The sequence below is a fragment of the Campylobacter coli LMG 9860 genome (genome assembly GCF_000254135.1).
Classification (GTDB): domain Bacteria; phylum Campylobacterota; class Campylobacteria; order Campylobacterales; family Campylobacteraceae; genus Campylobacter_D; species Campylobacter_D coli.
In genome coordinates, this window is sequence record NZ_AINS01000006.1 from 21,569 (window position 1) to 45,137 (window position 23,569).

The 23,569-nt window shown below is 31.2% G+C and carries 24 protein-coding genes and 1 pseudogene; 4 read left to right on the forward strand and 21 right to left on the reverse strand.

Going from position 1 to position 23,569, the window contains the following annotated elements; all coding sequences use genetic code 11:
- Window positions 1-54: 54 nt before the first annotated feature.
- Window positions 55-978 carry a lactate/malate family dehydrogenase gene (locus CCO88_RS01035; RefSeq protein ID WP_002780606.1) on the forward strand — a complete coding sequence of 308 codons (924 nt, stop codon included), beginning with the start codon at window positions 55-57 and terminating at the stop codon, window positions 976-978.
- Here the strand turns inward: CCO88_RS01035 and CCO88_RS01040 are convergent.
- From CCO88_RS01040 to CCO88_RS01050, 3 genes are all read right to left on the reverse strand, one after another.
- A complete protein-coding gene (locus CCO88_RS01040) occupies window positions 975-1,580 on the reverse strand; it encodes a DedA family protein (RefSeq protein ID WP_002777264.1) in 606 nt (201 codons plus the stop codon). The two genes, CCO88_RS01035 and CCO88_RS01040, sit on opposite strands and share 4 nt — an antisense overlap.
- A gap of 164 nt (window positions 1,581-1,744) precedes the next feature.
- On the reverse strand, window positions 1,745-2,227 hold the full coding sequence (locus CCO88_RS01045; RefSeq protein ID WP_002786311.1) for a peptidylprolyl isomerase: 483 nt from the start codon (window positions 2,225-2,227) through the stop codon (window positions 1,745-1,747).
- A gap of 9 nt (window positions 2,228-2,236) precedes the next feature.
- Window positions 2,237-2,944, reverse strand: coding sequence for a YebC/PmpR family DNA-binding transcriptional regulator (locus tag CCO88_RS01050; protein WP_002839081.1), 708 nt, complete (start codon window positions 2,942-2,944; stop codon window positions 2,237-2,239).
- 73 nt (window positions 2,945-3,017) lie between these two features.
- Here CCO88_RS01050 and CCO88_RS01055 point away from each other — a divergent pair, with 73 nt between their 5' ends.
- Together CCO88_RS01055 and CCO88_RS01060 are read left to right on the forward strand one after the other, a co-directional pair.
- Window positions 3,018-3,392, forward strand: coding sequence for a DMT family transporter (locus tag CCO88_RS01055; RefSeq protein ID WP_072233351.1), 375 nt, complete (start codon window positions 3,018-3,020; stop codon window positions 3,390-3,392).
- Complete coding sequence (locus CCO88_RS01060; protein ID WP_002777309.1) at window positions 3,392-3,700, forward strand: DMT family transporter; 309 nt, start codon at window positions 3,392-3,394, stop codon at window positions 3,698-3,700. The genes CCO88_RS01055 and CCO88_RS01060 overlap by 1 nt, the downstream gene beginning before the upstream one ends.
- A gap of 17 nt (window positions 3,701-3,717) precedes the next feature.
- On the opposite strand, the gene argS is transcribed toward CCO88_RS01060, so the two are convergent.
- The 17 genes from argS to cetC all read right to left on the reverse strand — a co-directional run bounded on the left by argS (window position 3,718) and on the right by cetC (window position 21,139).
- Window positions 3,718-5,310, reverse strand: a complete 1,593-nt coding sequence (argS, locus tag CCO88_RS01065) for an arginine--tRNA ligase (RefSeq protein WP_002839085.1) — start codon at window positions 5,308-5,310, stop codon at window positions 3,718-3,720.
- 10 nt (window positions 5,311-5,320) lie between these two features.
- Window positions 5,321-5,560: a Sec-independent protein translocase subunit TatA/TatB gene (locus tag CCO88_RS01070; protein WP_002777313.1), complete on the reverse strand. Its 240-nt coding sequence runs from the start codon at window positions 5,558-5,560 to the stop codon at window positions 5,321-5,323.
- Window position 5,561: 1 nt separating this feature from the next.
- A complete protein-coding gene (gene gmk, locus CCO88_RS01075; RefSeq protein WP_002810035.1) occupies window positions 5,562-6,179 on the reverse strand; it encodes a guanylate kinase in 618 nt (205 codons plus the stop codon).
- Complete coding sequence (locus CCO88_RS01080) at window positions 6,176-7,729, reverse strand: hypothetical protein (protein ID WP_002780593.1); 1,554 nt, start codon at window positions 7,727-7,729, stop codon at window positions 6,176-6,178. The genes gmk and CCO88_RS01080 overlap by 4 nt, the downstream gene beginning before the upstream one ends.
- A 55-nt stretch (window positions 7,730-7,784) precedes the next feature.
- Window positions 7,785-8,552 (reverse strand): flagellar biosynthetic protein FliR, encoded by a 768-nt coding sequence (gene fliR, locus CCO88_RS01085; RefSeq protein WP_002780591.1) that lies wholly within the window; start codon window positions 8,550-8,552, stop codon window positions 7,785-7,787.
- The gene (locus CCO88_RS01090; protein WP_002780580.1) at window positions 8,539-9,174 is read right to left on the reverse strand and encodes an ABC transporter ATP-binding protein; all 636 of its coding nucleotides are present in this window, start codon (window positions 9,172-9,174) and stop codon (window positions 8,539-8,541) included. Before CCO88_RS01090 ends, fliR begins: the two co-directional genes overlap by 14 nt.
- A 9-nt stretch (window positions 9,175-9,183) precedes the next feature.
- A complete protein-coding gene (gene tsf / locus CCO88_RS01095; RefSeq protein ID WP_002839088.1) occupies window positions 9,184-10,257 on the reverse strand; it encodes a translation elongation factor Ts in 1,074 nt (357 codons plus the stop codon).
- Entirely contained in the window at window positions 10,257-11,048 is a 792-nt protein-coding gene (rpsB, locus tag CCO88_RS01100) for a 30S ribosomal protein S2 (protein ID WP_002777325.1), read from the reverse strand. Before rpsB ends, tsf begins: the two co-directional genes overlap by 1 nt.
- Before the next feature lie 116 nt (window positions 11,049-11,164).
- Window positions 11,165-12,328: an SAM-dependent methyltransferase gene (locus tag CCO88_RS01105; RefSeq protein ID WP_002777326.1), complete on the reverse strand. Its 1,164-nt coding sequence runs from the start codon at window positions 12,326-12,328 to the stop codon at window positions 11,165-11,167.
- Window positions 12,329-12,453: 125 nt separating this feature from the next.
- A complete protein-coding gene (locus CCO88_RS01110) occupies window positions 12,454-13,578 on the reverse strand; it encodes a c-type cytochrome (protein ID WP_002777327.1) in 1,125 nt (374 codons plus the stop codon).
- Complete coding sequence (locus CCO88_RS01115) at window positions 13,575-14,825, reverse strand: cytochrome b (RefSeq protein WP_002780567.1); 1,251 nt, start codon at window positions 14,823-14,825, stop codon at window positions 13,575-13,577. The genes CCO88_RS01110 and CCO88_RS01115 overlap by 4 nt, the downstream gene beginning before the upstream one ends.
- 1 nt (window position 14,826) lies before the next feature.
- Window positions 14,827-15,330: a ubiquinol-cytochrome c reductase iron-sulfur subunit gene (gene petA, locus CCO88_RS01120; protein WP_002780564.1), complete on the reverse strand. Its 504-nt coding sequence runs from the start codon at window positions 15,328-15,330 to the stop codon at window positions 14,827-14,829.
- A gap of 89 nt (window positions 15,331-15,419) precedes the next feature.
- Entirely contained in the window at window positions 15,420-16,688 is a 1,269-nt protein-coding gene (locus CCO88_RS01125) for an arsenic transporter (RefSeq protein ID WP_002777331.1), read from the reverse strand.
- The gene (mnmG, locus tag CCO88_RS01130) at window positions 16,688-18,547 is read right to left on the reverse strand and encodes a tRNA uridine-5-carboxymethylaminomethyl(34) synthesis enzyme MnmG (RefSeq protein WP_002839090.1); all 1,860 of its coding nucleotides are present in this window, start codon (window positions 18,545-18,547) and stop codon (window positions 16,688-16,690) included. Before mnmG ends, CCO88_RS01125 begins: the two co-directional genes overlap by 1 nt.
- A gap of 86 nt (window positions 18,548-18,633) precedes the next feature.
- The gene (cetB, locus tag CCO88_RS01135) at window positions 18,634-19,131 is read right to left on the reverse strand and encodes a bipartate energy taxis response protein CetB (RefSeq protein ID WP_002839092.1); all 498 of its coding nucleotides are present in this window, start codon (window positions 19,129-19,131) and stop codon (window positions 18,634-18,636) included.
- 17 nt (window positions 19,132-19,148) lie between these two features.
- A complete protein-coding gene (gene cetA / locus CCO88_RS01140) occupies window positions 19,149-20,528 on the reverse strand; it encodes a bipartate energy taxis response protein CetA (RefSeq protein WP_002839094.1) in 1,380 nt (459 codons plus the stop codon).
- A gap of 116 nt (window positions 20,529-20,644) precedes the next feature.
- Complete coding sequence (cetC, locus tag CCO88_RS01145) at window positions 20,645-21,139, reverse strand: energy taxis response protein CetC (protein WP_002839096.1); 495 nt, start codon at window positions 21,137-21,139, stop codon at window positions 20,645-20,647.
- A gap of 255 nt (window positions 21,140-21,394) precedes the next feature.
- On the opposite strand from cetC, the pseudogene CCO88_RS01150 reads away from it, so the two are divergent.
- A pseudogene (locus CCO88_RS01150) lies at window positions 21,395-22,712 on the forward strand (cation:dicarboxylate symporter family transporter).
- Here the strand turns inward: CCO88_RS01150 and CCO88_RS01155 are convergent.
- A complete protein-coding gene (locus CCO88_RS01155) occupies window positions 22,709-23,512 on the reverse strand; it encodes an inverse autotransporter beta domain-containing protein (protein WP_002777344.1) in 804 nt (267 codons plus the stop codon). The pseudogene CCO88_RS01150 and the gene CCO88_RS01155 sit on opposite strands and share 4 nt — an antisense overlap.
- Window positions 23,513-23,569: the final 57 nt, after the last annotated feature.

Here is a 23,569-nt window from a genome sequence, read left to right on the forward strand (position 1 = left end):
CTTTAAAATCAAATTTATATAATTATAACAAAATTTCAAAGCAAAGGAAATAAAATGTCAAAAATCGGTATTGTGGGTTTGGGTTTTGTGGGTGCAGCAAGTGCTTATAATATTGTTGTGCAAAATATTTGCTCCGAACTTTATTTATATGATATCAAGCAAGACTTAGCCTTAGCACACGCGAGAGATTTAGAAGATATGTCTGCGATTCATTCTTCTTATACGAGAATAATTCATGCTACAAATTTAGAACAACTAGCAAGTTGTGATATTATCATCCTAGCTTTCAGAAAAGAAAATTTAAAAGAATTATCCAGTCGTTTAGTTGAGCTTCAAAACAATATCACCGAGCTTAAGGATATTGTTTTGAGTTTAAAACATGCAAATTTTAAGGGTAAATATATCGTTGCTACAAATCCAAATGATACGATTACTTATTATACTCAAATTCTAAGCTCTTTACCTAAAAACCATGTTTTTGGAAGTGGAACCAATCTTGATAGCTCTAGACTTAAAAAAATTCTAGCCAAAGATTTAGATCTTAATCCTAAAGATATCACCGCTTATATGATAGGAGAGCATGGGGATTCGCAATTTGCCGCCCTTTCTACGGCTAGTGTTTTAGGGCAAAATTTACTAACATTTTGCGATAAGATGGGTAAAAAATTAGATATAGAAAATATCGAAAAAGCAGTTGTTGATGAGGGGTATTTTATCTATAAACGCAAAGGAAGAACCGAATTTGGCATAGGAACTTCTTGTGCAAATTTAGCTAAAGCTGTTTTAGAAGATAGAAAAAGCTTGTATCCTATAAGTGTGGTTTTTGATGATTTAGCATTTTCATTGCCTGCTATCATAGGAAAAAATGGGGTAGAAAAAATCTTTGAACTAGATTTTAACGAAAGAGAAAAAATCAAGCTAGAAAATTCAAAACTGCAAATTAAAAATGCTATACAAAGTGTGAGCGATAAAATTTAAGCCTTTTTAGCAAAAGGCTTTTTTATTTTTATATAAATTAAACTTGCCAAAACTATAAAAATAATTATAACAATAAGAATTTGAGTCAGATAAGCTTTAATCAATTCTTCATTTTCTCCTATATAATAACCCAAAAATGCGAGTATACTTACCCAAATAGCACTACCTAGTGCAGTAAAAAGCACAAAATTAACAAGTTTCATTTTAACCAAACCCGCAGGCATGGAAATATACTGACGAATTCCTGGCAAAAGCCTACAAGTAAAAGTGGAAAATTCTCCGTGTTTATTAAAAAATTCTTCAAATTTGGCAAATTTAGCTTCATTGATACCAAAATATTTACCCCATCTAAGTACAAATTTTTTACCCCAAAAAAAGCAAATATAATAATTAATCAAAGCTCCTAAAACAGAGCCTAAAACTCCACTTAATATACAAAAAACTATATCAAGCTCGCCCTTATGCGCTAAATATCCTGCTGGAATCATCACAACTTCACTTGGAAAAGGTATAAAACAACTTTCTAAAGTCATTAAAATAATAATGCCTAAATATCCCCAATCACTAGCAGTTTCGATAATAAAATGAATGATTTCTTGCATATTAGCCTTATAGAAGAAAAATTTCCAAAATTGTAACTTAAAAAAATAAACAAATTAAAGCAAGTATTTAAAATCATACTTTCTAACTAAGATTTATACAGAAGCTATCTTAGCTAGTCTAGTAAAAGACCAGCTTTAGTAGGCAAGATAAAAATTAATGTAAATTAGATTTTATCACAGATTTTAATATCGATGATTTTATCACCTTGACGAATAGAATCTAGCACTTCCAAACTTTCTTTATCTTCGGGATTAATTTGCCCAAAAACAGTATGAACTCCATCTAAATGAGCTTGAGGGCTGTGACAAATAAAAAATTGAGAGCCACCCGTATCGCGTCCTGCGTGTGCCATAGATAAGGTTCCACGCTCATGTTTATGTTCTTGATCATCACATTCGCAAATAATTTCATATCCAGGCCCACCTACACCATTGCCGTGTGGACAACCTCCTTGTATGACAAAATTTGGGATCACACGATGAAAATTTAAATCTTTATAAAATCCCTCATTAGCCAAAGTAGCAAAATTACAAACCGTTTGCGGAGCCTCATCGCCAAAAAGTTTTAATTTCATTGTGCCTTTTTCAGTTTCTATAAGAGCAAATTTGTATTCATTTACTTTGCTTGTTTCGATTGTTTTTATCATTATTTCTCCTTAATCTATATTTGTATAAACAGCTTGAACATCATCATCATCTTCTAACTTATCTAAAAGTTTTTCTATATCGCTAAGCTGTTCTTCGCTAAAGCTTACAGGATTGTTTGGTATATACTCAAGTCCTGCTTTTTTAAGAACTAAACCCTTAGTCTCTATAGCAGAACTTAGCTCACCAAAGGCAGTATAATCACCGCTAATTACTAACTCTTCTTCATTTTGTTCTAATTCTTCAAGCCCTGCATCGATCAAATCAAGTTCTAATTCTTCTAAATCTCCTGCAAATTTTTCAAGATGAAAAACCGCTTTTCTAGCAAACATAAAGCCTAAAGATCCATTTTGTAAAACTTCTCCACCATTTTTGCTAAAAATGGCTTTAACATTAGCCACGGTGCGCGTAGGGTTATCGCTCATACATTCAACTATAACCAAAGCTCCATGTGCAGCTTTTCCTTCATAATGAATGTTTTTAATATCTGCGCTATCTTTTCCACTCGCACGCTTAATAGCCGCATCTATATTATCTTTTGGCATATTATTTGCTTTTGCTGTGGCTATAGCACTTCTTAATTTTGGATTCATATCAGGATCAGTGCCACCTTCTTTAGCAGCTACTTGTATGGCTTTAGCAAGCTTAGGAAAAAGCTTACTCATTTTATCCCATCTAGCCTCTTTAGAGGCTCTTCGGTATTCAAACGCTCGTCCCATAAATTCTCACTTTCTTTAAGATTTCTAAAGTTAAAAGTATAAAACAAAAAGGCTAATTAAAGCTTTAAATGATATGATTTTACCGTTTATTTTTAGGAGGGCTTTCTTGAATTTAATAAAAAAAGAACTTTTTGTTGCTTGGTTTTTCTTGATTGCTGCTATTGTATTTGAAGTTTTAGGTACTAGTTTTTTAAAAATGGAAAATCAAATTTTAGGCTATATATTTATGGCTTTATTTATAGCTTTTTCTTATTTTTTTATGGGCAAGGCGATTAAAAAAATTCAAGTAGGCATAGCCTATGCTGTATGGGAACTTTTAGGGATTATTCTTATACTTTTAGTTTCTTTTATAGTTTTTAAAGAGAGTTTAACCTTAACTCAAATTCTAGGCATTATTCTTTCTATCGTTGGAATTATCATGATTAATATAGGCGAGGTTAAAGAATAATGTATATTTTTATTATTGTTCTATCGGCATTGTTAGATATCGTAGCAAATTTATTGCTAAAAAAATCAGATGGTTTTAAGAATAAAATTTGGGGCTTAGCTGCGATTGTCAATGCTATACTTGCTTTTTTTCTACTTTCTTTTTCTTTAAAATATGTTCCTTTAAGCATAGCTTACTCAACTTGGGGTGCTATAGGCATCATAGGAACTTGTCTTGGTGGATGGATTTTATATAAAGAAAAATTAAACAAAATAGGAATTTTAGGTATCATTATCGTGATAATAGCAGTATTTTTGCTAAATTATTAAAACAGCAAAATGCTGTTTTAATGTTCCATTTTGTTTTTTGCTTCAATACCCATTAAAGAAAATGCGGTTTTAATACTAAGAGCAACCAAAGAAAATAATTTAAGCAAATCATTTTCATTTGCAGAGCCTACAACTTTATTTTCATTGTAGAATTTATGAAAATTTGCAGCTAAATTTTTAAGATAATCAGGAATTTTTTGCAAAGCTCTAGCCTCAAAAGCATCGTTTAAAATAGCTTTTAAATTCAAAGCTTCAAAAAGCAAATTTACTCCATCTTGATTTAGGCTTTGTAAATCTGCATCAATCACATCATCAATTTTTTTACCAGCTTTGCCAAAAACTTGATGAATTCTAGCGTGTGCATAGTTGATATAATACACAGGATTAGAATTGTCTTCTTTTTGTAAATCACTGATATCAAATTCTAAATGAGTATCGCATTTTTTACTTAAAAAGATATAACGCAATGCATCGCTTCCTATCTCTTCTACCACATCACTCATTAAGATAAAATTTCCTGCTCTTTTACTCATTTTATAAGGTTCTCCATTTTTAAGTAAAGAAACCATTTGTGCTAAGATAATTTCAAGATCATCAGCCTTAAAGCCTAAAAATTCCATAGCAGCCTTCATTCTAGATATATAGCCATGATGATCTGCTCCCCAAATATTGATACATTTATCATAACCTCTACTCATTTTATCCTTATGATAAACTATATCCGCTGCTAAATAAGTCCCACGGCCATCTTCACGGATAATAACACGATCTTTTTCATCGCCTTTTTGCGAAGAAGCAAGCCAAATTTTACCTTCTTGCTCGTAAATTCCTTTATGCTCTTTTAAAGATTCTAAAGTTGCATTTAAAGCATCATAATACGATCTTTCGCTTACATAGCTGTCAATTTTAATCTTTGCTTGTTCTAAATTTTGTTTAATCAAAACAAGCATTTTATCTTTTGCCCAATCAGCCAAACTAGGGATATTTTCTTCGCTAAAAAATTCTTTACCAAATTTTTCAAAAGCTTCTTTTGCTAAATCTGCTATATACTCGCCTTTGTAATATTGCTCTGGATATTCAACATTTTCATGAAGTATACTTTCTTTCACACTTAGTAAAATAGAAAGTCCTAGTAAATAAATTTGATTACCCGCATCATTGACATAATATTCTGTGTCAAATTTATATCCTAAGTGTTTTGCAATGCGTGCCAAAGTATCACCAAAAACCGCACCTCTTGCATGCCCTATATGTAAAGGGCCTGTAGGATTAGCACTGACATATTCAAGCAAAAAACTTTCAGTTTTATCCTCTCCTTTGGAAAATTCATTTGGATTTTGTAAGGCTTTATTTGCAAGCTCATTTAAAAAGGTTTTTGATAATCTAAAATTCAAATATCCATTGAGTGCTTCAACCTTATCAAAATAGCTATGTTCTTGAAATTTAGCAGCTAGTTCATTTGCTATAGAAATAGGTGATTTTCTTAATTCTTTAGCTAAAGAAAAAGCCAAAGGGGTAGCAAAATGAGCTAGATTTTTATCCTTTGGATTTTCAAGTGCAAAATCGCACTCTAAAATTTTTTTAACTTCATTAAAAATAATATTTTTCAAAAACTAAGCCTTAAGATTTTTTTACTTCATCTATATTTGCATCAGTATTTGCATGATTGGTTGTATTTTGCTTTTCTTCGATTTTATGCGCATTTTTTGCTGCTTCATCCTCATTGCTCATTTCATCTTTAAAAGTCTTAATACCCTTACCCAAGCCTTTTGCAAGCTCTGGTATCTTTTTGGCTCCAAAAAGTAATACAACAATTAATAAAATAATTAACCAATGACTTGGACTTGACCAACCACCCATTTTATTCTCCTTTGTTCCAAATATTTTGAATTTGCTCTAGATTTTGCCCTTTAGTCTTAAACTTATGGGCAATTAAAATTGCTCTTAATGCTTCGTAACTTTCCTCTAGCTTATCGTTAATGATAAAATAATCATACTCATTAAGCTCTTTCATTTCATCACTTGCATTTTGCAATCTCTTCTCTAGTTGCAATATTGTATCAGTATTTCGCTTAATAAGTCTTTTTTTTAATTCATCTTTATTTTTTGTAGTGATAAAAACAGAAATGATTTTTTCAGCCATTTTCTTTTTGACTATCTTAAAACCTTGTACATCTATATCAAAAACAACTATTTTTCCATCATTTAAAGCATTTTGTATATGCTCAAGCGAAGTGCCGTAAAAATTTTCATGCACTTTAGCCCACTCTAAAAACTGCTCTTTATCTATACCTTGCTGAAATTCATCATGCGTGATAAAATAATAATCCACTCCATGTTGCTCACCTTCTCTTGGTAAGCGTGTTGTCGAAGAAATAGAAAAATAAAGCTCTTCTTGAAATTCATCAAAAAGCTTTTTTAAAAGAGTGGATTTTCCAGCTCCACTTGGCCCTGAAACCAACAATATAAAAGCACTCAATTTTTATCCTCATTAAAACTAATGCTAATATTTATATTCATATTCATACCCTTAAGTGCTGCTTTTAAGGTATCATCTTTAATGCTTGAAGTGATAGCCCCTGCTATACTTTGGCTTAATTCATTAACAATTTCTTCACCTGCTTCACTTGCTAGTTGATCTTCTTTGATTTTTAATTTCTCGCTTTTGTTATCCTCTAAAGTAGATATTTCTTCGCCTAAAGCTTCTTGTATATCGCTTTCTTTTAAACTATCAAAATCATTGATTTGTAATTTTGGAACAACGATTTCCTCATCATTATTTGGCAAATCTTTATCGTCTAAAATAGGCTCTTCTTTAAAATCCTCTAAAACCTTAATATTATCATCGCTATCAATATCGTATTCAAGCTCATCAAGTTGTGCTAACTCTTCTTTGATTTGATCTTGAGTGCTTAAGCTACTCATTTCTTCAAAATCATCATGTTCATTTAAATTTTCTTGATCTTCTACAACAGGCAAGAAATCCTCTACAGCTTCATCCTCTTCTTTTCTTTGACCTAAAAATTCAGCATCTTCTGGAATATCATCAAAATCGATTTTTCTTTCTTGCTCTTCAACGATAGGAAAATCATCTGTAATAAAATCTTGCAACTGAGTTTTACTAGGCTCCTCTGCATCTTCTAGTACTTCCGGTTGAGCTTCTTCTGCATCTAAATTATTATTTACAATTGCCTCTTGAGCTTCAGAGTTTTCATTATCTTGCACTAAGTCACCATTTAAATTATCAACTTGATCTTCAAGTTCTTGAGTATCTTCTATTTTATCTTGTTCATCTTGGTTTGCATCTTGTTCTTGTGTATCTTGCTCTTGAATTTCAAATTCTTCTTCATTTTCTTCGCTAGTTTTGTCATTTAAAATATCATCTTGAAATGCTACTTCCAAAGCTTGCTCATCTTCTTTTTTTTCCTCTATATGATTAGCTGTGGTTTGTTCTGACGCATCATTCTCTTCTTGATCTTCATCAAGACTTAAATCATCTAAATTTAATTCTTTATCGGTATTTTCACTAGCAATTTCTTTCTGGTTTGTTTCTTCTTCCATGTCATATAAAGCTAAAGATTCTAAATTTTCTTCCATAGAAAGCTCATTTTCTTGCGTATCTTCAGTATTTTCATCAGGCAAGTCATCTAAATTTAAACCATCTAAATCTAAACTGATATTAGCGTAAGGATTTTCAGCTTCTTCGATTGGCAAAATAATGTCATCTGCGATTTTAAGATTTTCTTGATTGAGTAAATTTAAAAAGTCTGTAGGTAAAAATGGTTTATGCAAAATTAAGGCATCAATATCCGCACTTTGATTACGCGGCGCTAAAAAAATTAATTTATCGCATTTTTCTTTAAGAATTTTCAAAGGAGCAGGTGTATCACTGTCGACTATAATCACATCATAATGACCTAAATTTTCATCATAGGCATTAATTTCCTCAAAATCATAAGACATTTTTTTTGCACTCAAGCTTATAAGTCTTGATACAACAGGGTTTTCATTCAAAAGTAAAATTTTCATCACTTTAATCCTTAAAAATAATTGCTATTCTATAACATTTTCATTTATCCTTTGCTTAGGCGAAAAACAGAGTTTGCATATGAGTAAAAACCTCCAAAATCAAATCTTTAAAATATTGCATCATCACAAGCAAAATAGCTATTAGAACTACAAATCCTAAAGCTATCTTGATAGGATAACCAATTACTAAAAGATTAAATTGTGGCATAGTTTTCATTAAAAGCCCAAAAATAGTATCTGCCAAAAGAGAAATTCCAAGTATTGGAAAACTCATCGTAAAACCTATAATGAAAATATTCAACATCCCCATATTTAGATAATGCATTAAATTTTCATGAGGATAAAAACCGCCAAGATTTATATAACCCAAAGAATGACTTAGAAATAAAAGCATTAAATGATGACCATCAAAAGCAAGAAAAAATAATAAAGCAATCAAATGCAAAATTTGAGAAGTAATAGGCATATTTGTTCCAGAACTTGGATCTAAAACGCTTGCCATAGTAAATCCCATAGTAAAAGCTATCTGCTCGCCCGCCATCATAACAATAGCAAAAACAATCTGCAGCATAAGCCCTGCTATCATTCCAAAAACAATTTCACTTAAAAGCTGTATAATAAAAAAACTATCTAAATGCAAAATTTCAAGTTTTGCTAAAGGAAATAAATACATTGTTAAAAATAATGCAAAAGTAGTTTTGATAATCATAGGGATAGAATTATGAGAAAAAAAAGGGAAAAATACTATAAGCCCACTCATTCTAGCAAAAAGCAACATAAAGGTAGCTACATTTTTATCTCCTAAATAATTAACAAATTCCATTGGTATTTAAAATATAAGTTTTATCACAAAATTGAGCAAGCTTAGAATCATGAGTAACAAAAAACAAAGCAGCATCATTTTCTTTAGCATAAGAAACCAAAAGCTCTATGACATTTTTAGCATTATCAAAATCTAAATTTCCTGTAGCCTCATCGGCAAAAATAATTTTTGGTTTTTTACAAAGCACTCTAGCTATACTCACGCGTTGTTGCTGACCTCCGCTTAATTTACCTATTTTTTGTTTTAAAAGCTCGTGAATGCCTAGTTTTTTTAAGATTTTTTCATCTAAATCTTGGTTTGATAAAACACTAGCAAGTTCTATATTTTCTAAAGCTGAAAAACCTTTAAAAAGATAATGGGTTTGAAAAATGATGCCCAAGTCATAACGACGAATTTTCAGTCTTTCATTTTCACTTATCTTGTAAAGATTTTGACCCTTAAAAAAAACTTCGCCCTTATTTGGCTTTAATAAAGAAGAAATTATATGCAAAAAAGTAGATTTTCCGCAACCACTACTGCCTTGTATAGCAATGCAATCTTTTTGATTTAAAGAAAAATTTAAATTTTCAAAGAGCGGATAATCAAAGCTGTGACCTAAATTTTCCGCTCTTAATAATTCCATTTTGATACTTTAAAGCTGTGCAGCAACTTCAGCAGCAAAATCTTCGGTTTTCTTTTCTAAACCTTCTCCTACTTCAAAACGAATAAATTCAACGATTTTAATTTTTCCACCTAATTCTTTTTCTTTTTCAGCAATTACTTGTTCAATGGTTTTTTTATCATCCATTACATAAAATTGACCCATTAAAGTAAGTTTGCTGTCAAGTTGAGAATTATCCGCTATAAAGCTATTCATTTTACCAGAAATAATATTGTCCCAAATTTTCTCAGGTTTGCCTTGAGCTTTGAGCTCTTCTTTTATATTTTCTTCTGCTTCTTTTAAAATCGCATCGCTAAGTTGTTTGCGGCTTGCAAATTTAGGAATTTTATGCTCTGGTTTGTTTGGATCTTTAAGTCTGCGTCTTTCTTCATTTTCTTTTTCAAGCTCTGCAACTAAAGCTTTGTATTCATTTTCTACAAATTCTATATCCAAATCTTCATAGCTTAAATAGCTTGGCTTCATAGCAGCTATATGCATACAAAGTTGTTTTAAGAAATCTCTTGATTTATTTGCTACCTCAGCATTATCACAAGCTGCAGCGATGATAACACCCACACGACCATTAGTATGGATATATCCATTTACCACACCATTTGCACTTGCTTTTAAGCTAGCAAATCTTCTTACAACCAAATTTTCACCGATAGTTGCAATTTGACTTTTTAAATATTCTTCAAATTTTACGCCGTTGATTGTACTAGAGTGAAGCTCTTCAACACTTTGCAAGCTATTGTTTTGAATGTGTGCTGTTGTATCTTTTGTTAAAGCAATAAATTGATCATTTTTAGCCACAAAATCTGTTTCTGAGTTAATCTCACTTACTGTTGCGCTTGTAAAATCATCACTTACCTTAACACTTACCAAGCCTTCTGCGGCAAGTCTATCAGCTTTTTTAGCAGCTTTACCTAAGCCTTTTTCTCTTAAAAGTTGAACTGCTTTATCAAAGTCTCCATTTGTTTCACTCAAAGCATTTTTACAATCCATCATCCCCGCGCCTGTACTTTCGCGGAGTTCTTTTACCATTGCAGCAGTAATTTCAGCCATTATTCTTGCTCCCCATTAAAATCTTCTTCACTCATTGCTTCATCTAAAACTTCTTTTTTTTCTTCATCTGTGATTTCTTTTTCTTCACTTGGTAAAGCTTCACCATCTTGTTCTCTTAACGCTTTTCCTTCATTGATAGCTTCAGCCATTTCTTGGCAGAAAAGTTGCACTGAGCGGATTGCATCATCATTTCCTGGAATAGGATAAGTTACAAGATCAGGATCGCAGTTTGTATCTAACGGAGCTACTACAGGGATTCTTAGTCTATTTGCTTCTTGAACTGCAATTTTTTCTTTTACTGTATCTATAACAAAAATCATATCTGGTTGTGTTTTCATATAACGAATTCCACCAAGATAAGCCAATAATTTTTCTTTTTTTCTTGTAAGCATTAAAGCTTCTTTTTTGGTTAAAAGTTTAATACTTCCATCTTCTTCCATTTTTTCAATAACTTCTAATTTTCTAATTGATTGGCGAATAGTTCCAAAATTTGTCATCATACCGCCCAACCATCTGTGATTTACATAAGGCATACCGCATTTTTCAGCATATTCTTTAATCGCTCCACCCGCTTGTTTTTTTGTACCAACAAAAAGTATAGTTTTTCCTTCAGCAGCAGCATCGCGAACGATATTGTAGGTATATCTAAAATATCTCAAAGTTTTTTGTAAGTCTATTACATAAATACCTTTTCTCTCACCAAAAATAAATTTTTTCATTTTTGGATTCCAGCGTCTTGTTTGGTGTCCAAAGTGTACACCACATTCCAATAAATCTCTCATACTTACCATGAGTTTCTCCTTATAATTTAGCTTTATTCCTCCGCATCCCTTATCTATAAAACAAGCTAAAAGGACTTGATGCGTGTGAAATGAAGCTAAAATTATATCAAATTTAAGTTTAGTATTTACTTATAAATATACTCTTTAGTAAGGCTAAGATTATTATTGATTTCTTTCGTAATTAAAAATTGAAACAAATCTACACTTCCAACGCGAAATGCAGAAGCACAAGAACGAAGATACAGATCCCACATTCTTACAAATTCTTCATCATATTTTTCTCTGACTTGAGGTAATACTTGATTAAAATTCTCACTCCATATATCTAAAGTTTTAGCATAGTGTATTCTCAAGCTTTCTGCCAAAAGAAGATGAAAATCCCACTCACTCATAGCACTTACAACCTCTCTTAACGATGGCAAATAACCTCCTGGAAAAATATATTTATCTATCCAAGCATTAGTTTTTCCTTCAAACATTGCCAAAATTGAATGCAAAAGCATAGAACCTCCTGGTTTTAATACTTGTTTTGCCTTCATGAAATAAAGTCCTAAATTTTCTTTACCCACATGTTCAAACATTCCCACTGAAACAACCTTATCAAAATAATCCTCAAATTCTAAATCTTGATAATTTTGAAGTCTTATCTCCACTCTATCTTCAAGCTTAAGCTCTCTTACTCTTTCTTGGGCTTTCTTGCATTGCTCTTCTGAAATAGTAACTCCAACAACCTTAACTCCATATTTTTGTGCCGCCATAATAGAAAGCCAACCCCAACCACAACCTATATCCAAAAGCTTTTCGTTAGGTTTTAAATCGAGTTTTTTAAGAGTATGCTCTATTTTATTGATTTGAGCTTCATAAAGAGTATCGCTAGAAGTCTTAAAATAAGCGCAAGAATAACTCATCGTATCATCAAGCCAAAGTCTATAAAAATCATTGCCTATATCATAATGACTTTTGATGTTTTTACTTTCTTCTTTTTGGGCTATTTTACTCAAGATATCTTCTTTATTTTTTAAAAAACGTTTATTGGAAAAATAATACAAAACTTTAGCTATTTCATCATAATCACCCTCTATTTCTAACTTGGACTCCATATAATGTTTTGCAAAAACTAAACTCGTATCACTAAATAATTTTAACAAAGGTATTTTTTCTTTGAAAATTAAAGAAAATTTAGCAGGTTGATTACCCACATAAAATTCTTCTTGATCCCAAAATACAATTCTAAAATTTCCATAATTCCATTTTGAAAGAATAAATTTAATCATTTGTTTTTCAAGCATGATATACTCCAATTAATAAAAATTATTATTTGTAGTATCTCTTAATTAGGTTTAAAATTTAATAAAATCGAAGAAAAGAAGGATTTTTGCCACAGATGTAAAATAGTGGCAAAAATTTTATAATATTAATGTAGTTTAGACCAAACAGAACGCTTCCAGCCTATAGCAAAAATACTTAGAATTACAAAGAATATCATTATATAAATTCCTGTGCTTTCTCTTTCTTCTTTTTTGCTATCGCCCACTTTTTCAAGATAAGAAACAACTTTAACTTGTGCATCTTCTGTTAAACCTACTCTTGGCATAGCAGTTCCTGGAAGAAGTTTTTGAGTATTATTGATAAAATCATGCAAGTATTGCTCCCCGCGAGATCTAATCATCATAGAAAGATCAGGTGGAACCGAACCTAAATAATTTGCCAAGTCATTATGGTTAGATGGGGTAAAGAAATTATCATACTTAATATCATGACAACGACCACAAGCTTCTATAAAAGTACTTTTATCTTTAGCAAAAGCAATTTCTTTTTCAACTAAAGCTGATTTCTCGTTAGCGTCTTCAATTTTTGAGTACTTAAGCTCTGCCTCTTGTTTAATTGTAGCATTTTCCTTAGCTTCAAATTTAAGACCTACTTCTTTTAAATAAGCAATAACATCGGCTATATTTGCATTTACAAGCTCTTCACTATCTCCTGAAACCTCACTATTGTAAGCAGTCATAATGAAAGCATCACCAAATTTATGATCTACCTTCAAAGCAAGAGCAGGATTCATGATCAAAGCAGCTAAAAACTTCTCATCAAAAATAACACCTGCTGAGCTAAGATCTGGTGGAATTACACCTAAAGAAGAATCTGTAATATTTGCTGCTATATCATCTTCTTTAACGCCATGACATGCAAAACAATTATTATTAAAGAACTCCTTGCCTTTTGCGGCGTTTCCTTTAGTAAAATCAATTTTTGCAACATCTGCCCAAAGCTCTTCTACTTTAGCTAAATTTTCTTTAGCCTTATCTAGATCTTTTTGAGCACTTTCTATTCTTTTTGCGTCATTTGATTTTTTCGCATCTTCTAAAGCTATTTCTTTTTCTGCTATAATACCTTTAGCATAAGCTGTATCTTCTGCTGCATAATCAAAATTAGCAGGAGCAACATGGGGTTTCATTACAGAGTGGGCATAAGGCTCAACTCCCCAATAAACAAGAGCAGTAAAAACTACTACTACTAAAAATATTTTTAGCTCTCTCATTGCTTAGCTCCTTTTCTTTCCATGATAGTTATTACAGGTAAAACGACTATAAATAAAAGTAAAAATATTATAGAAGCATAAAAACCAACCCAAGCATTTACACCTGTTGGAGGTAATTTTCCATAAATAGTTAAAACTATGAGATCTATAAGCAATACCCAAAACCAAATAAAAAATAAAGGTCGTTCATGAGCAGGTTTAACTACATCACTTCTATCAAGCCAAGGAAGCAAGAAGAAAATAATTTGTGCGATACCAAAAGCAGCCAAACCTATATCAAAAGCTTTAATACCTGCAATATCAAAGAAAAATCCTCTTAAAACTTCATAACTCCACAAGAAATACCACTCAGGATAAATATGTGCTGGGGTTTTAAGTGCATTAGCTGGATCAAAGTTGATAGGATCCATTGCAAAACCAAATTTAAAACTTACCAAATAGAAAAAGAAAATCATAAAAAGACAAATATACATAAAGTCTTTAGATAAAAATCCTGGCCAAAAAGGAATTACTTTAGAACCTTTTGTATCACCTGCCATGTATTTTTCAGCTTCTAAATCAAAATCTAATTCTTCAGCAATTTCATTATTTACATGAGGAATTCTTAAAGAATAAAAGTGGAATGCTATGATAGCAATGATTACTATAGGAAGTAAACATACATGAAGCATAAAAAATCTTGTCAAAGTTGGATCAGAAACTGCATAATCACCACGAATCCAAATAACAAGCTCAGGTCCAATAAGTGGAATTCCACCAAAAAGATTAGTAATAACTTGAGCTGCCCAATAACTCATTTGTCCCCAAGGAAGCATATATCCACTAAAAGCTTCGGCAGAGAATACTACAAAAAGTAGCATACCGCTTACCCAAATCATCTCTCTACCACGCTTATAAGAACCATAATAAATTCCTGTTAGCATATGAATATAGATAATTAAGAAGATAACCGAAGCGGCAACACCGTGCATATGACGCCAAAGCCAACCATATTCCACTTCCTGCATGATAGTTTTATTTACACTATCAAAAGCAAGAGCAGTATCAGGCTTATAATACATAACAAGCAAAAGCCCTGTAATAAAAAGCACAGTAAAAAGAGTAGTTAAAATAACTCCCATTGCCCAAAGAAAATTGATTTGCTTTGGAATCCAATATTTTACCATTAAAACATCAAGTAATTTATGTACTGCTAGTCTTTGATCAAGCCAATCCACTAGCCCATTAGCCTTTCTAATATGCGCCATATTAAGCTTCCTCCGTCATTTTTTTGTATTCTGGACCTTCTTCACCTAGAACAAGTTTGGTTCCATCTATTTTAAAAGGAGGTATATCAAGAGGTCTTGGAGGAGGCCCAAAGGTATTTTTTCCACTTGTATCAAATTCACCACCATGACAGGCACATTTAAAAAGTTGCTCACTTGCGTGATAAGCAGGAATACAACCCAAATGAGTACAAAGTCCTATAACAACAGTATATGCAGCATTATCTACCACAACATCTCGCTTTGTATCCTTTTCCATATTTGGATCTTTTTTTAAGATAAAAATAGGCTTTTTACGCCATTCTATAGTTCTAAGCTCTCCATCTTGCATTCCTGATAAATCTACTGTAGTAAAACCCGCAGCTTTAACACTTGGAAGCGGATCCCAAGTTTTTTTCACCGCAACAAGTGAAAAAACACCGCCTACAGCAGCTACTGTTCCAAATGCAAAACCCATAAAGCTTCGTCTACTTTCAGATGTAGCCATAACTTTGTCCTTTCGTTTTTTTATTTTTAACCAAATTATTAGTGTATCTAAAATAAAATAAATTTTTTCTTTGTTTACTAAGTTTTGTTTTAATATTGTAAAACAAGTGCAAAAAGTGAACAAGTAAGTACTGGTAAAGTGATTAAAAAACCAAATTTACAATACTTCCAAAAAGAAATTTCTATACCTTTTTTTGCTAAAAGTCCCAACCAAAGCAAGGTAGCTAAAGAACCTATGGGAGTAAGTTTTGGTCCTATATTAACTCCTAAAAGATGTGCATAAACCATACTTTGAGGAAAATTTTTTAAAGCCAAATCGCCAATCAATGCCATAGGCAGATTATTAAATACAGAAGAAAGAAAAGCCGAGATAAACCCTGTTCCAAAAATAGCAGTAATTGCATTTTGAGCCAAAATATCATAGATAAAAATTAAAATATCGCTGATTCCAACTTTATGTAAGGCAAAAACCACCATATAGAGTCCAAAACTAAAAGCAAAAATACCCCAAGGTACATTTTTGATAATTTTCAATGCCTCTCTTTTTTTTAAAAAACAAACAAAAAACCAAAAGAGTAAAGCGCCGCTTACAGCAAAAAAACTAGCATTTAAGTTATAAATTTCTCCTATAAAAAAACTTGATACAAAAAATATTAAATAAATAACACAAAAAATAAAAAGCTTTACCGAAATACAATCATTTGATGAAATATTGATTTCAAGCCCCTTAGGTAATATTTTTGCAAAAATCAAAAATACCATTATAATAGTAGACAATAGCACAAATAAATTAGGCAAAAACATAGTCTTAGCGAATTCTAAAAAATCAAGATTAAAATAATTAGCTGTAATAATATTTGTCAAATTTGAGATAATTAAAGCATTTGAACTTGCATCGCACAAAAAAGAAACACTGAGTAAAAATGCACTTAAGATAGCGCTTTCTTTATAATTTTTAAGAGTTGAAAAAAGCGCAAGTACAATAGGCGTAATGATTAAAATAGCTCCATCATTTCCAAATAAAGCCGAAAGACAAAAAACAAAAGCGAGCATAAAAAGCATTAATTTTTTAGTGTGAATTGCATGAGAATTTTTAAGTTTTGAAAGGCGCAAAATTCTTATAGCTATAAAGCTAAAAAACCCTAACACTTCCAAGCTAAAGGAAAGTATAATCAAGCCCACAAGTGTTAAGGAGCTATCCCAAACAAGATCAAAAACAAAAGAAGCATCCTCTAAATTAACCAGCTTAAAAATAAATGCAAACAAAGCCCCAAAAATAGCAATCAACCATAAAGGCAAATTCCACGGACGCCAAAAAAGTAAAATCAAGGTAATTATAAAAATTACACTGGCAAGCATTAAGATTTTTTCTTTTGCATTTTTATATAAATTTGTAAAATATCCAAAGCCGCAGGGGTAATCCCACTGATCTCACTCGCTGCAAAAAGCGTTAAAGGCTTATGTTTTTGAAGTTTTTCTACAACTTCATTACTCAATCCACTCACACTTGTAAAATCAAAATCACTTGGAATTTTCATATCAATTAAATTTTTCATTTTTTCAACTTGTGATTTTTGCATAGCGATATAATGATAATATTTAGCCTCATTTAAAATTTCTCTTAAAGAATACTCATCCATATTCTCAAAAATCGTATTTAATTTTTTTAGCTTTTCTATATCAAAACTCGATCTTGCGACAATTTTTTGCAAATTGACTATGGAAGTGATTTTTTCCTCTCCTATACTCGCTAGAAAGGCATTATTTTCAGTATTTGGAGTAAATTCTTTTTCAAGAAGTAATTCAAGTCCTTTTTGAGTATTTAAACGAATATTTTCTATAAACTGATAAGACTCATCTTCTAAAAGACCCAACTCTTTACCATACTTTCCAAGTCTTACGATGGCATTTTCTTCTCTTAAAAGCAGTCTAAATTCAGCCCTTGAAGTAAACATTCTATAAGGCTCTTTTGTGCCTTTAATGACTAAATCATCAATCAAAACACCGATATAAGCTTCATCTCTACGCAAAATAAAAGGTTCTTTATTATCCAAAGCTAAAACAGCATTCACTCCCGCCATAAAACCTTGAGCCGCTGCTTCTTCATATCCTGTAGTGCCATTAATTTGTCCTGCGCAATAAAGATTTTTAATTTTTTTTGTTTCTAGAGTATGATAAAGCTCCGTTGGTTCTATATAATCATATTCTATAGCATAGCCAAAGCGTGTAATTTTAGCCTCTTCAAAACCTTTTACTGAGCGTAACATTTGAGTTTGTACTTCATAAGGTAAAGAAGTAGAAAAACCGTTAATATAATACTCCGTCGCATCGATAGTTTGAGGCTCTATAAAAAGATGATGACTTTCTTTGTCGCTAAAACGATTGATTTTATCTTCTATAGAAGGACAATATCTTGGCCCCACACCTTCAATCTGTCCCGTAAAAAGTGGAGCACGATAAAAATTATTCTTAATAATCTCATGAGTATTTAAATTGGTTCTTGCAATATAGCAAGGAAGTTGTATAGGATTAAAATTTTTTGTTCTAAAGCTAAAAGCTTTAGGGTTTTGATCGCCGTATTGAATTTCTAATACATCAAAATCAATACTCTTAGCATCCACTCTTGGGCAAGTCCCTGTTTTTAGTCTACCCATTTTTAAGCTAGTACTTAATAAATTCTGACCCAAATTCACAGAGGCAAGCTCCCCTACCCTACCCGCTGTAAGTTTATTTTCCCCCACATGAATAAGTCCGTTTAAAAAAGTCCCTGTAGTTAAGATCACTTTCTTTGCTTCATAAGTATTTTGAAGATTGGTTTTAACCCCTACAACACTACCATTTTCATAAATCAATTCGCATACTTGCTCTTGAGAAATTTCTAAATTTGGAAGTTTTAAAAGTTTATTACGTGCAATGATACGGTATTTATCCATATCAATTTGAGCCCTACTTCCTCGCACCGCAACACCCTTACTTTCATTTAAAATACGAAATTGTATCCCTGCTTCATCGGTGATTTCACCCATAAGACCACCCATGGCATCAAGTTCTTTTACCAAATGTCCTTTTGCAAGCCCTCCTATAGCCGGATTACAACTTGCTGCTCCTATTTGCTCAATCAATGTAGTTAAAAGTAAGGTTTTTTTACCCATTCTAGCAGCAGCAGCACTTGCTTCAACACCCGCATGTCCGCCACCTATAACAATGACATCAAACATATTTTGCCTTAAAAATGTGAATTATTAAAAGAAAGATTATATAATACTTAGACTTAAAACAAACTCGTTTTAAGTCTAACAAAAAATTATCTAGTTTCTTGAAGAGAGAAAATTAACTCATTATAAGTTTTATCTGCATCTTTGCAGAAATTTTTAAGCATCTCAACACCCTTATTTAAATCTTGTTGTTGTTCTGCTCTTAAAAGATCACTATAAAGGCTTTCTATCGTAGAAATAGCGCTTTTATTTGGCATACGACGAACGGAATAATAGCCTATGATATTATTATTAATATCTATTGATGGAGTTACATTTGCAAAAACCCAATAATAATTATTATCTTTGGTTTTGTTTTTTACGTAAGCAAAAATTTCCTTACCCTCTCTCATATAATCCCATAAATATTTAAAAACAGTTTTTGGCATCTCTTCATGTCTTACTATGTTATGAGGTTTATTTAAAACTTCACCCATGGTATAACCTGCATACTTTAAAAAATCATCATTTGCATAAACTATTTTACCTTTTAAATCTGTTTTAGAAGTAATTAAACTATCTTCTTGTAAAAAAATTTCTCTTGACATTTTCCCACCCTCTTAATTTATATTTTTAATTTTGCTAAGATTTCAGCACTTCTTTGCTCTAGTGATTTAATATCATTTACAATCGCATCATAAGCTTTTTGATCGATATAATCTTGACTTGATTCTTCTATTGCTTTTTTAGCGTTATCTTTTATAAATTCTTTAGCTAAATTTAATTCAGTTTCAGAACTAAGCTCATTAATAACACCTTGAGCTCTCTCATCTTGACAAAGATTAGAAATTGGATCTACACTTTCAAGATTGAAATTTTGAGCCCCATTTAAATTTAAATATATATTTGATTTATAAAGAATATGATCGATTTTAACCACAGATAAAATCAATCTCTTTGCAAAGGATCCAAAATTAACACCAAGAGCACTACTATTTTCTTCTAGACGTTTAAAAGCTTGAGAAAATTTATTAATTCTTTCTTCAGATTCACTAACAATGTTAAAAACTTGCTCACTGCCACTTTGGATATTTACAAAATCTTGTTGCATAGTCTGAATTGCAATAGAAATTTCACTTGTAGATCTTTGAGTCCTTTCTGCTAATTTTCTAACCTCATCAGCCACAACAGCAAATCCTCTACCATGCTCTCCTGCACGCGCAGCTTCAATAGCAGCATTTAAAGCTAGAAGATTGGTTTGATCAGCTATATCACGTATTACTTCAACCACTGAAGTGATATTTTGTGAATTAGCCACAAAAGTTTGTACTGTCTCCTTGCTCGAATTTACAACATCCATTAAAGAACCCATAGCACTTTGAAGAGAATCCACCTCTGAACCATTTTCTGTAGCTGTATGAGAAATGGCATCCACTGTATCATATACATTTTTCATCATGCTAATATCTTGATTTAATGAGCTAGAAATTTGAGACATGTCTTTATTTTGATTTCCAAGGCTTAAATCCATTAAAGTTCTTGATAAAGCATTTTTAAAAGTAGATCTTGCTGTCACTTCTATGTTTGCTAAAGCTTTATTTATAAATTCGATATTATGAGCAAAAATTCCTTTTAAACCTTCAGGCAAAGCCTTGCGATAAAATTCACCTTTTTGAGAACAAGAAATAGAAGTATTAATTTCCCTTAAGTAAGCTTCTAGCCCATCAATAGTATTGTTAAGATTATCTGCTATTTCAGCTAATTTTTTGCTTTTTGTTTTTACATAGATGATTCTATTGTCAAAATTTCCTTCTTTTAACTCTCTACAAAGAACCAAAAGTTTATCTATCATTATTTGCTCATCTTTGTGTTGTCTAAGCAAATAAATCATTAAAACAGCGATTAAAACAAAAATTATCGCTCCAACAAAAATATGAATAAAAATGGCACCTAAAACACCGATAATACTTAGAAAAATAGTTGATAATAATCCATTTTTCACCATAATTTATCCCTTTATTAAAAATTTTTGAAGTCATAAATTAAAGTAATACTTTAATAATATATTACTTTAATTTTTAGGCGAAGATTGTACAATAAAAAAGATTAAATATATCTTATTTAGTTATTTTCTTGTAAGTGAAAAACAAGTTCATTATAAGTCATTTTATAAGAACTCACAATATCCATTAAAGCTGAAACTCCAGCATTAATGCCTGATTTTTGCTCTTTTTCAAGTAAAATTTTATAAACTTCTTCAATTATAGGAAGAGATTTTCTATTGGGTGCACGACGAACAGAATAGTAGTTGATGATATCTCCATTGGCATCAAATGAAGCACTTACATTTGCAAACACCCAGTAAAAACTACCATCCTTGGCTTTATTTTTTACAAATGCAAAAATTTCTTCTCCTTTTTGAATATAATCCCAAAGACATTTAAATACAGTACGTGGCATATCTTCATGTCTTACTATATTATGGGGCTTTGATAAAAGTTCACCAACACTATAACCTGCATATTTTAAAAAATCATTATTGGCATAAATGATATTTCCCTTAAGATCAGTCTTGGATGTGATAAGAGCATCTTTTGCTAAGAATATTTCTTCCATAGTTTAATTTTAATTCCTTAAAATTTTAAATATAATTTCAAATTATTATAATTTATTTATAATAAAAAATAAATAAATTAATTATGATATTTATAAGATAAATAAAATCATAATAATTGAAAAATTTAGTAACACGATTAAAAAAATTGATTTTACTAAAAACTTGTTTTAATTATTTAAACTATGTTCTATTTATTTTTTGCTAAACTTTTAGAATTAACTTAATCTCTAAAAGTGGAATTATAAGGAGTTATTTTGGAAACTTTAAGTCAAACCTTTGTAGAAAGAAAACCTCCATTATATAAACGTATGTTTAAAAGTTTGGGTTTTTGGGTTATTGTAGGTATTGTTGCAGGCATTGTGCTTGGCTATGTAAATAAAGAAATGGCTATAGCGAGTAAACCTGGAGTTGATTATTTTATAAGCGCTTTAAAAGTTCTTATTGGTCCTATTATTTTTGTTACCCTAGTTTTAGGTATCATTAGCCTTGAAAGCCTTAAAAAAGTTGGAAGTATAGGTGCTAAAGCAGTTATTTATTTTGAAGTTGTAAGCACCTTAGCGCTTGCTTTAGGTATTTTTATGGCAAACATAATGCAACCTGGTCACGGGATGAATCTTGATCCAAAACAACTTGATACTACAAGCGTGCAAAAATACATTTCTCAAACCACAGAAGTAAGTGCAAGTTCAGAGATCATGCATATTTTACAAGATGCTATGCCAAGGGATATCATAACTCCTTTTACCGAGGGCAAAACTATGCAAGTTTTAGTTATTGCTATTATTACAGCTCTTATTATTTCTTTAATGAGAATAGAAGATAGACAAGCTATTCAAAGAGTTAGTTGCTGCTTTTTCGGCTATGGCGGTACTTATAGCCCAATACGGTTTAGGCTCTTTAATTAATCTTGCATATTTATTACTAGTTATGCTTGTATCATGTCTTATTTTTATTTTTGGAATTTTAGGTTTAATTTGTTATTTTGCAAAAGTCAATATATTTAAATTTATGCGCTTTATTTCTAGAGAAGTACTTATAGTATTTGCAACAAGCTCTAGCGAATCCGCTCTTGCTCCTTTGATGAGAAAACTTGAAAAAGCAGGTCTTTCTAAGGCCACTGTCGGACTTGTTTTACCAACAGGTTATAGTTTTAATCTTGATTGTACCAATATATACCTAGCTATGAGTTTGATTTTCTTAGCTCAAGCTTTCAATGTAAATTTAAGCTTAGCTCATGAAATAAGTATTCTAATAGTCTTGATGATAGCTTCAAAAGGTGCAGTAGGTGTTACAGGATCAGGATTTATTGTTCTTGGAAGTACTCTAGCCGCTTTAGGCAATATGGAAATTTCTGAAGCAAATGCAACTTTAGCACAAGTTTTACCTGTAGCTGCGATAGGAGTTCTTTTAGGGGTTGATAAATTTATGTCAGAAATGAGAGCGGTTGGAAATCTTTGTGGAAATTCAGTTGCAGCTTTAATCGTAGCAATATGGGATAAGCAAATTGACTGGGAAAAATTCCGCTACGCTCTAGATAATCCAGAAAAATTCCACAATGCTGGTATGCATTAACGCACCCTTTGCAAGAAGTCATAACGATTAACTTCTTGCAAGGCATTATCCTTTTTTCTAAGTTGCTTCACAAAGCTCTCATTAAAATTGAAACTAAAACCCACCTGCAAAACAGTATCGTCAATAGCTTCATTTGCACTAAAATCACGGCGTAATATTTTTAAACTCAAAACACTATAGGGCGAATACGACACTTGATAATTTATCTTCTCACTATCCTTGCTGATATCAAAGATAAAAGCACTATAAGATGGTATAGTAAAACTTACTCCAAACTGCAAATTTTCATCTGCTTCATTTGGAACATAATAATTACTATAAGCTTTTACAAATTGATAATAACCCAATTCAGCTCCAAAGCTTTTACTTTCTTTTTGCTCTTTTTGCCCATCAATAAAGCCATTTATACCCAATAAAAAATCATCTTTCTCATAACGATTGATTAAACCACCTGAATAATTATAACTATCTTGTGTAGCATAAAATTCTTTTTGAAAAAGCAAAGAATTATTCTCCCCCTCATAAAGCGAGTTTAAATTTTTAATTTGCACATTTTCATTTTGAAAATCTAAATTTCCATCCGTTTTATCAATACCATTTTTATTTTCTAATACATTAGATAATATACCATTTAAAGCACTTTTAAAATCAATATTTTCTTCCTTTATTGTCGGTGCTTTTTGGGTAGCTTGATAATTAAATTTTTGCCATTTATTTTGATTATTTTTTAAGGCATTATCTAACTCATCGGCATTTAGCAAAGAGAAAAAAAGTATAAGCATATATAAAATACTTTTCATCACTTTTCCTAAAATTATAATTTATTTATTTTTCATTATAAAAAATTAAAATAAATA

Coding starts and splice junctions, on each gene's coding strand:
- CCO88_RS01035 (WP_002780606.1), top strand. CDS start 55: ATGTCAAAAATCGGTATTGTGGGTTTGGGTTTTGTGGGTGCAGCAAGT.
- CCO88_RS01040 (WP_002777264.1), bottom strand. CDS start 1,580: ATGCAAGAAATCATTCATTTTATTATCGAAACTGCTAGTGATTGGGGA.
- CCO88_RS01045 (WP_002786311.1), bottom strand. CDS start 2,227: ATGATAAAAACAATCGAAACAAGCAAAGTAAATGAATACAAATTTGCT.
- CCO88_RS01050 (WP_002839081.1), bottom strand. CDS start 2,944: ATGGGACGAGCGTTTGAATACCGAAGAGCCTCTAAAGAGGCTAGATGG.
- CCO88_RS01055 (WP_072233351.1), top strand. CDS start 3,018: ATGATTTTACCGTTTATTTTTAGGAGGGCTTTCTTGAATTTAATAAAA.
- CCO88_RS01060 (WP_002777309.1), top strand. CDS start 3,392: ATGTATATTTTTATTATTGTTCTATCGGCATTGTTAGATATCGTAGCA.
- CCO88_RS01070 (WP_002777313.1), bottom strand. CDS start 5,560: ATGGGTGGTTGGTCAAGTCCAAGTCATTGGTTAATTATTTTATTAATT.
- CCO88_RS01080 (WP_002780593.1), bottom strand. CDS start 7,729: ATGAAAATTTTACTTTTGAATGAAAACCCTGTTGTATCAAGACTTATA.
- fliR (WP_002780591.1), bottom strand. CDS start 8,552: ATGGAATTTGTTAATTATTTAGGAGATAAAAATGTAGCTACCTTTATG.
- CCO88_RS01090 (WP_002780580.1), bottom strand. CDS start 9,174: ATGGAATTATTAAGAGCGGAAAATTTAGGTCACAGCTTTGATTATCCG.
- tsf (WP_002839088.1), bottom strand. CDS start 10,257: ATGGCTGAAATTACTGCTGCAATGGTAAAAGAACTCCGCGAAAGTACA.
- rpsB (WP_002777325.1), bottom strand. CDS start 11,048: ATGGTAAGTATGAGAGATTTATTGGAATGTGGTGTACACTTTGGACAC.
- CCO88_RS01105 (WP_002777326.1), bottom strand. CDS start 12,328: ATGCTTGAAAAACAAATGATTAAATTTATTCTTTCAAAATGGAATTAT.
- CCO88_RS01110 (WP_002777327.1), bottom strand. CDS start 13,578: ATGAGAGAGCTAAAAATATTTTTAGTAGTAGTAGTTTTTACTGCTCTT.
- CCO88_RS01115 (WP_002780567.1), bottom strand. CDS start 14,825: ATGGCGCATATTAGAAAGGCTAATGGGCTAGTGGATTGGCTTGATCAA.
- petA (WP_002780564.1), bottom strand. CDS start 15,330: ATGGCTACATCTGAAAGTAGACGAAGCTTTATGGGTTTTGCATTTGGA.
- CCO88_RS01125 (WP_002777331.1), bottom strand. CDS start 16,688: ATGCTTGCCAGTGTAATTTTTATAATTACCTTGATTTTACTTTTTTGG.
- mnmG (WP_002839090.1), bottom strand. CDS start 18,547: ATGTTTGATGTCATTGTTATAGGTGGCGGACATGCGGGTGTTGAAGCA.
- cetB (WP_002839092.1), bottom strand. CDS start 19,131: ATGTCAAGAGAAATTTTTTTACAAGAAGATAGTTTAATTACTTCTAAA.
- cetA (WP_002839094.1), bottom strand. CDS start 20,528: ATGGTGAAAAATGGATTATTATCAACTATTTTTCTAAGTATTATCGGT.
- cetC (WP_002839096.1), bottom strand. CDS start 21,139: ATGGAAGAAATATTCTTAGCAAAAGATGCTCTTATCACATCCAAGACT.
- CCO88_RS01155 (WP_002777344.1), bottom strand. CDS start 23,512: ATGAAAAGTATTTTATATATGCTTATACTTTTTTTCTCTTTGCTAAAT.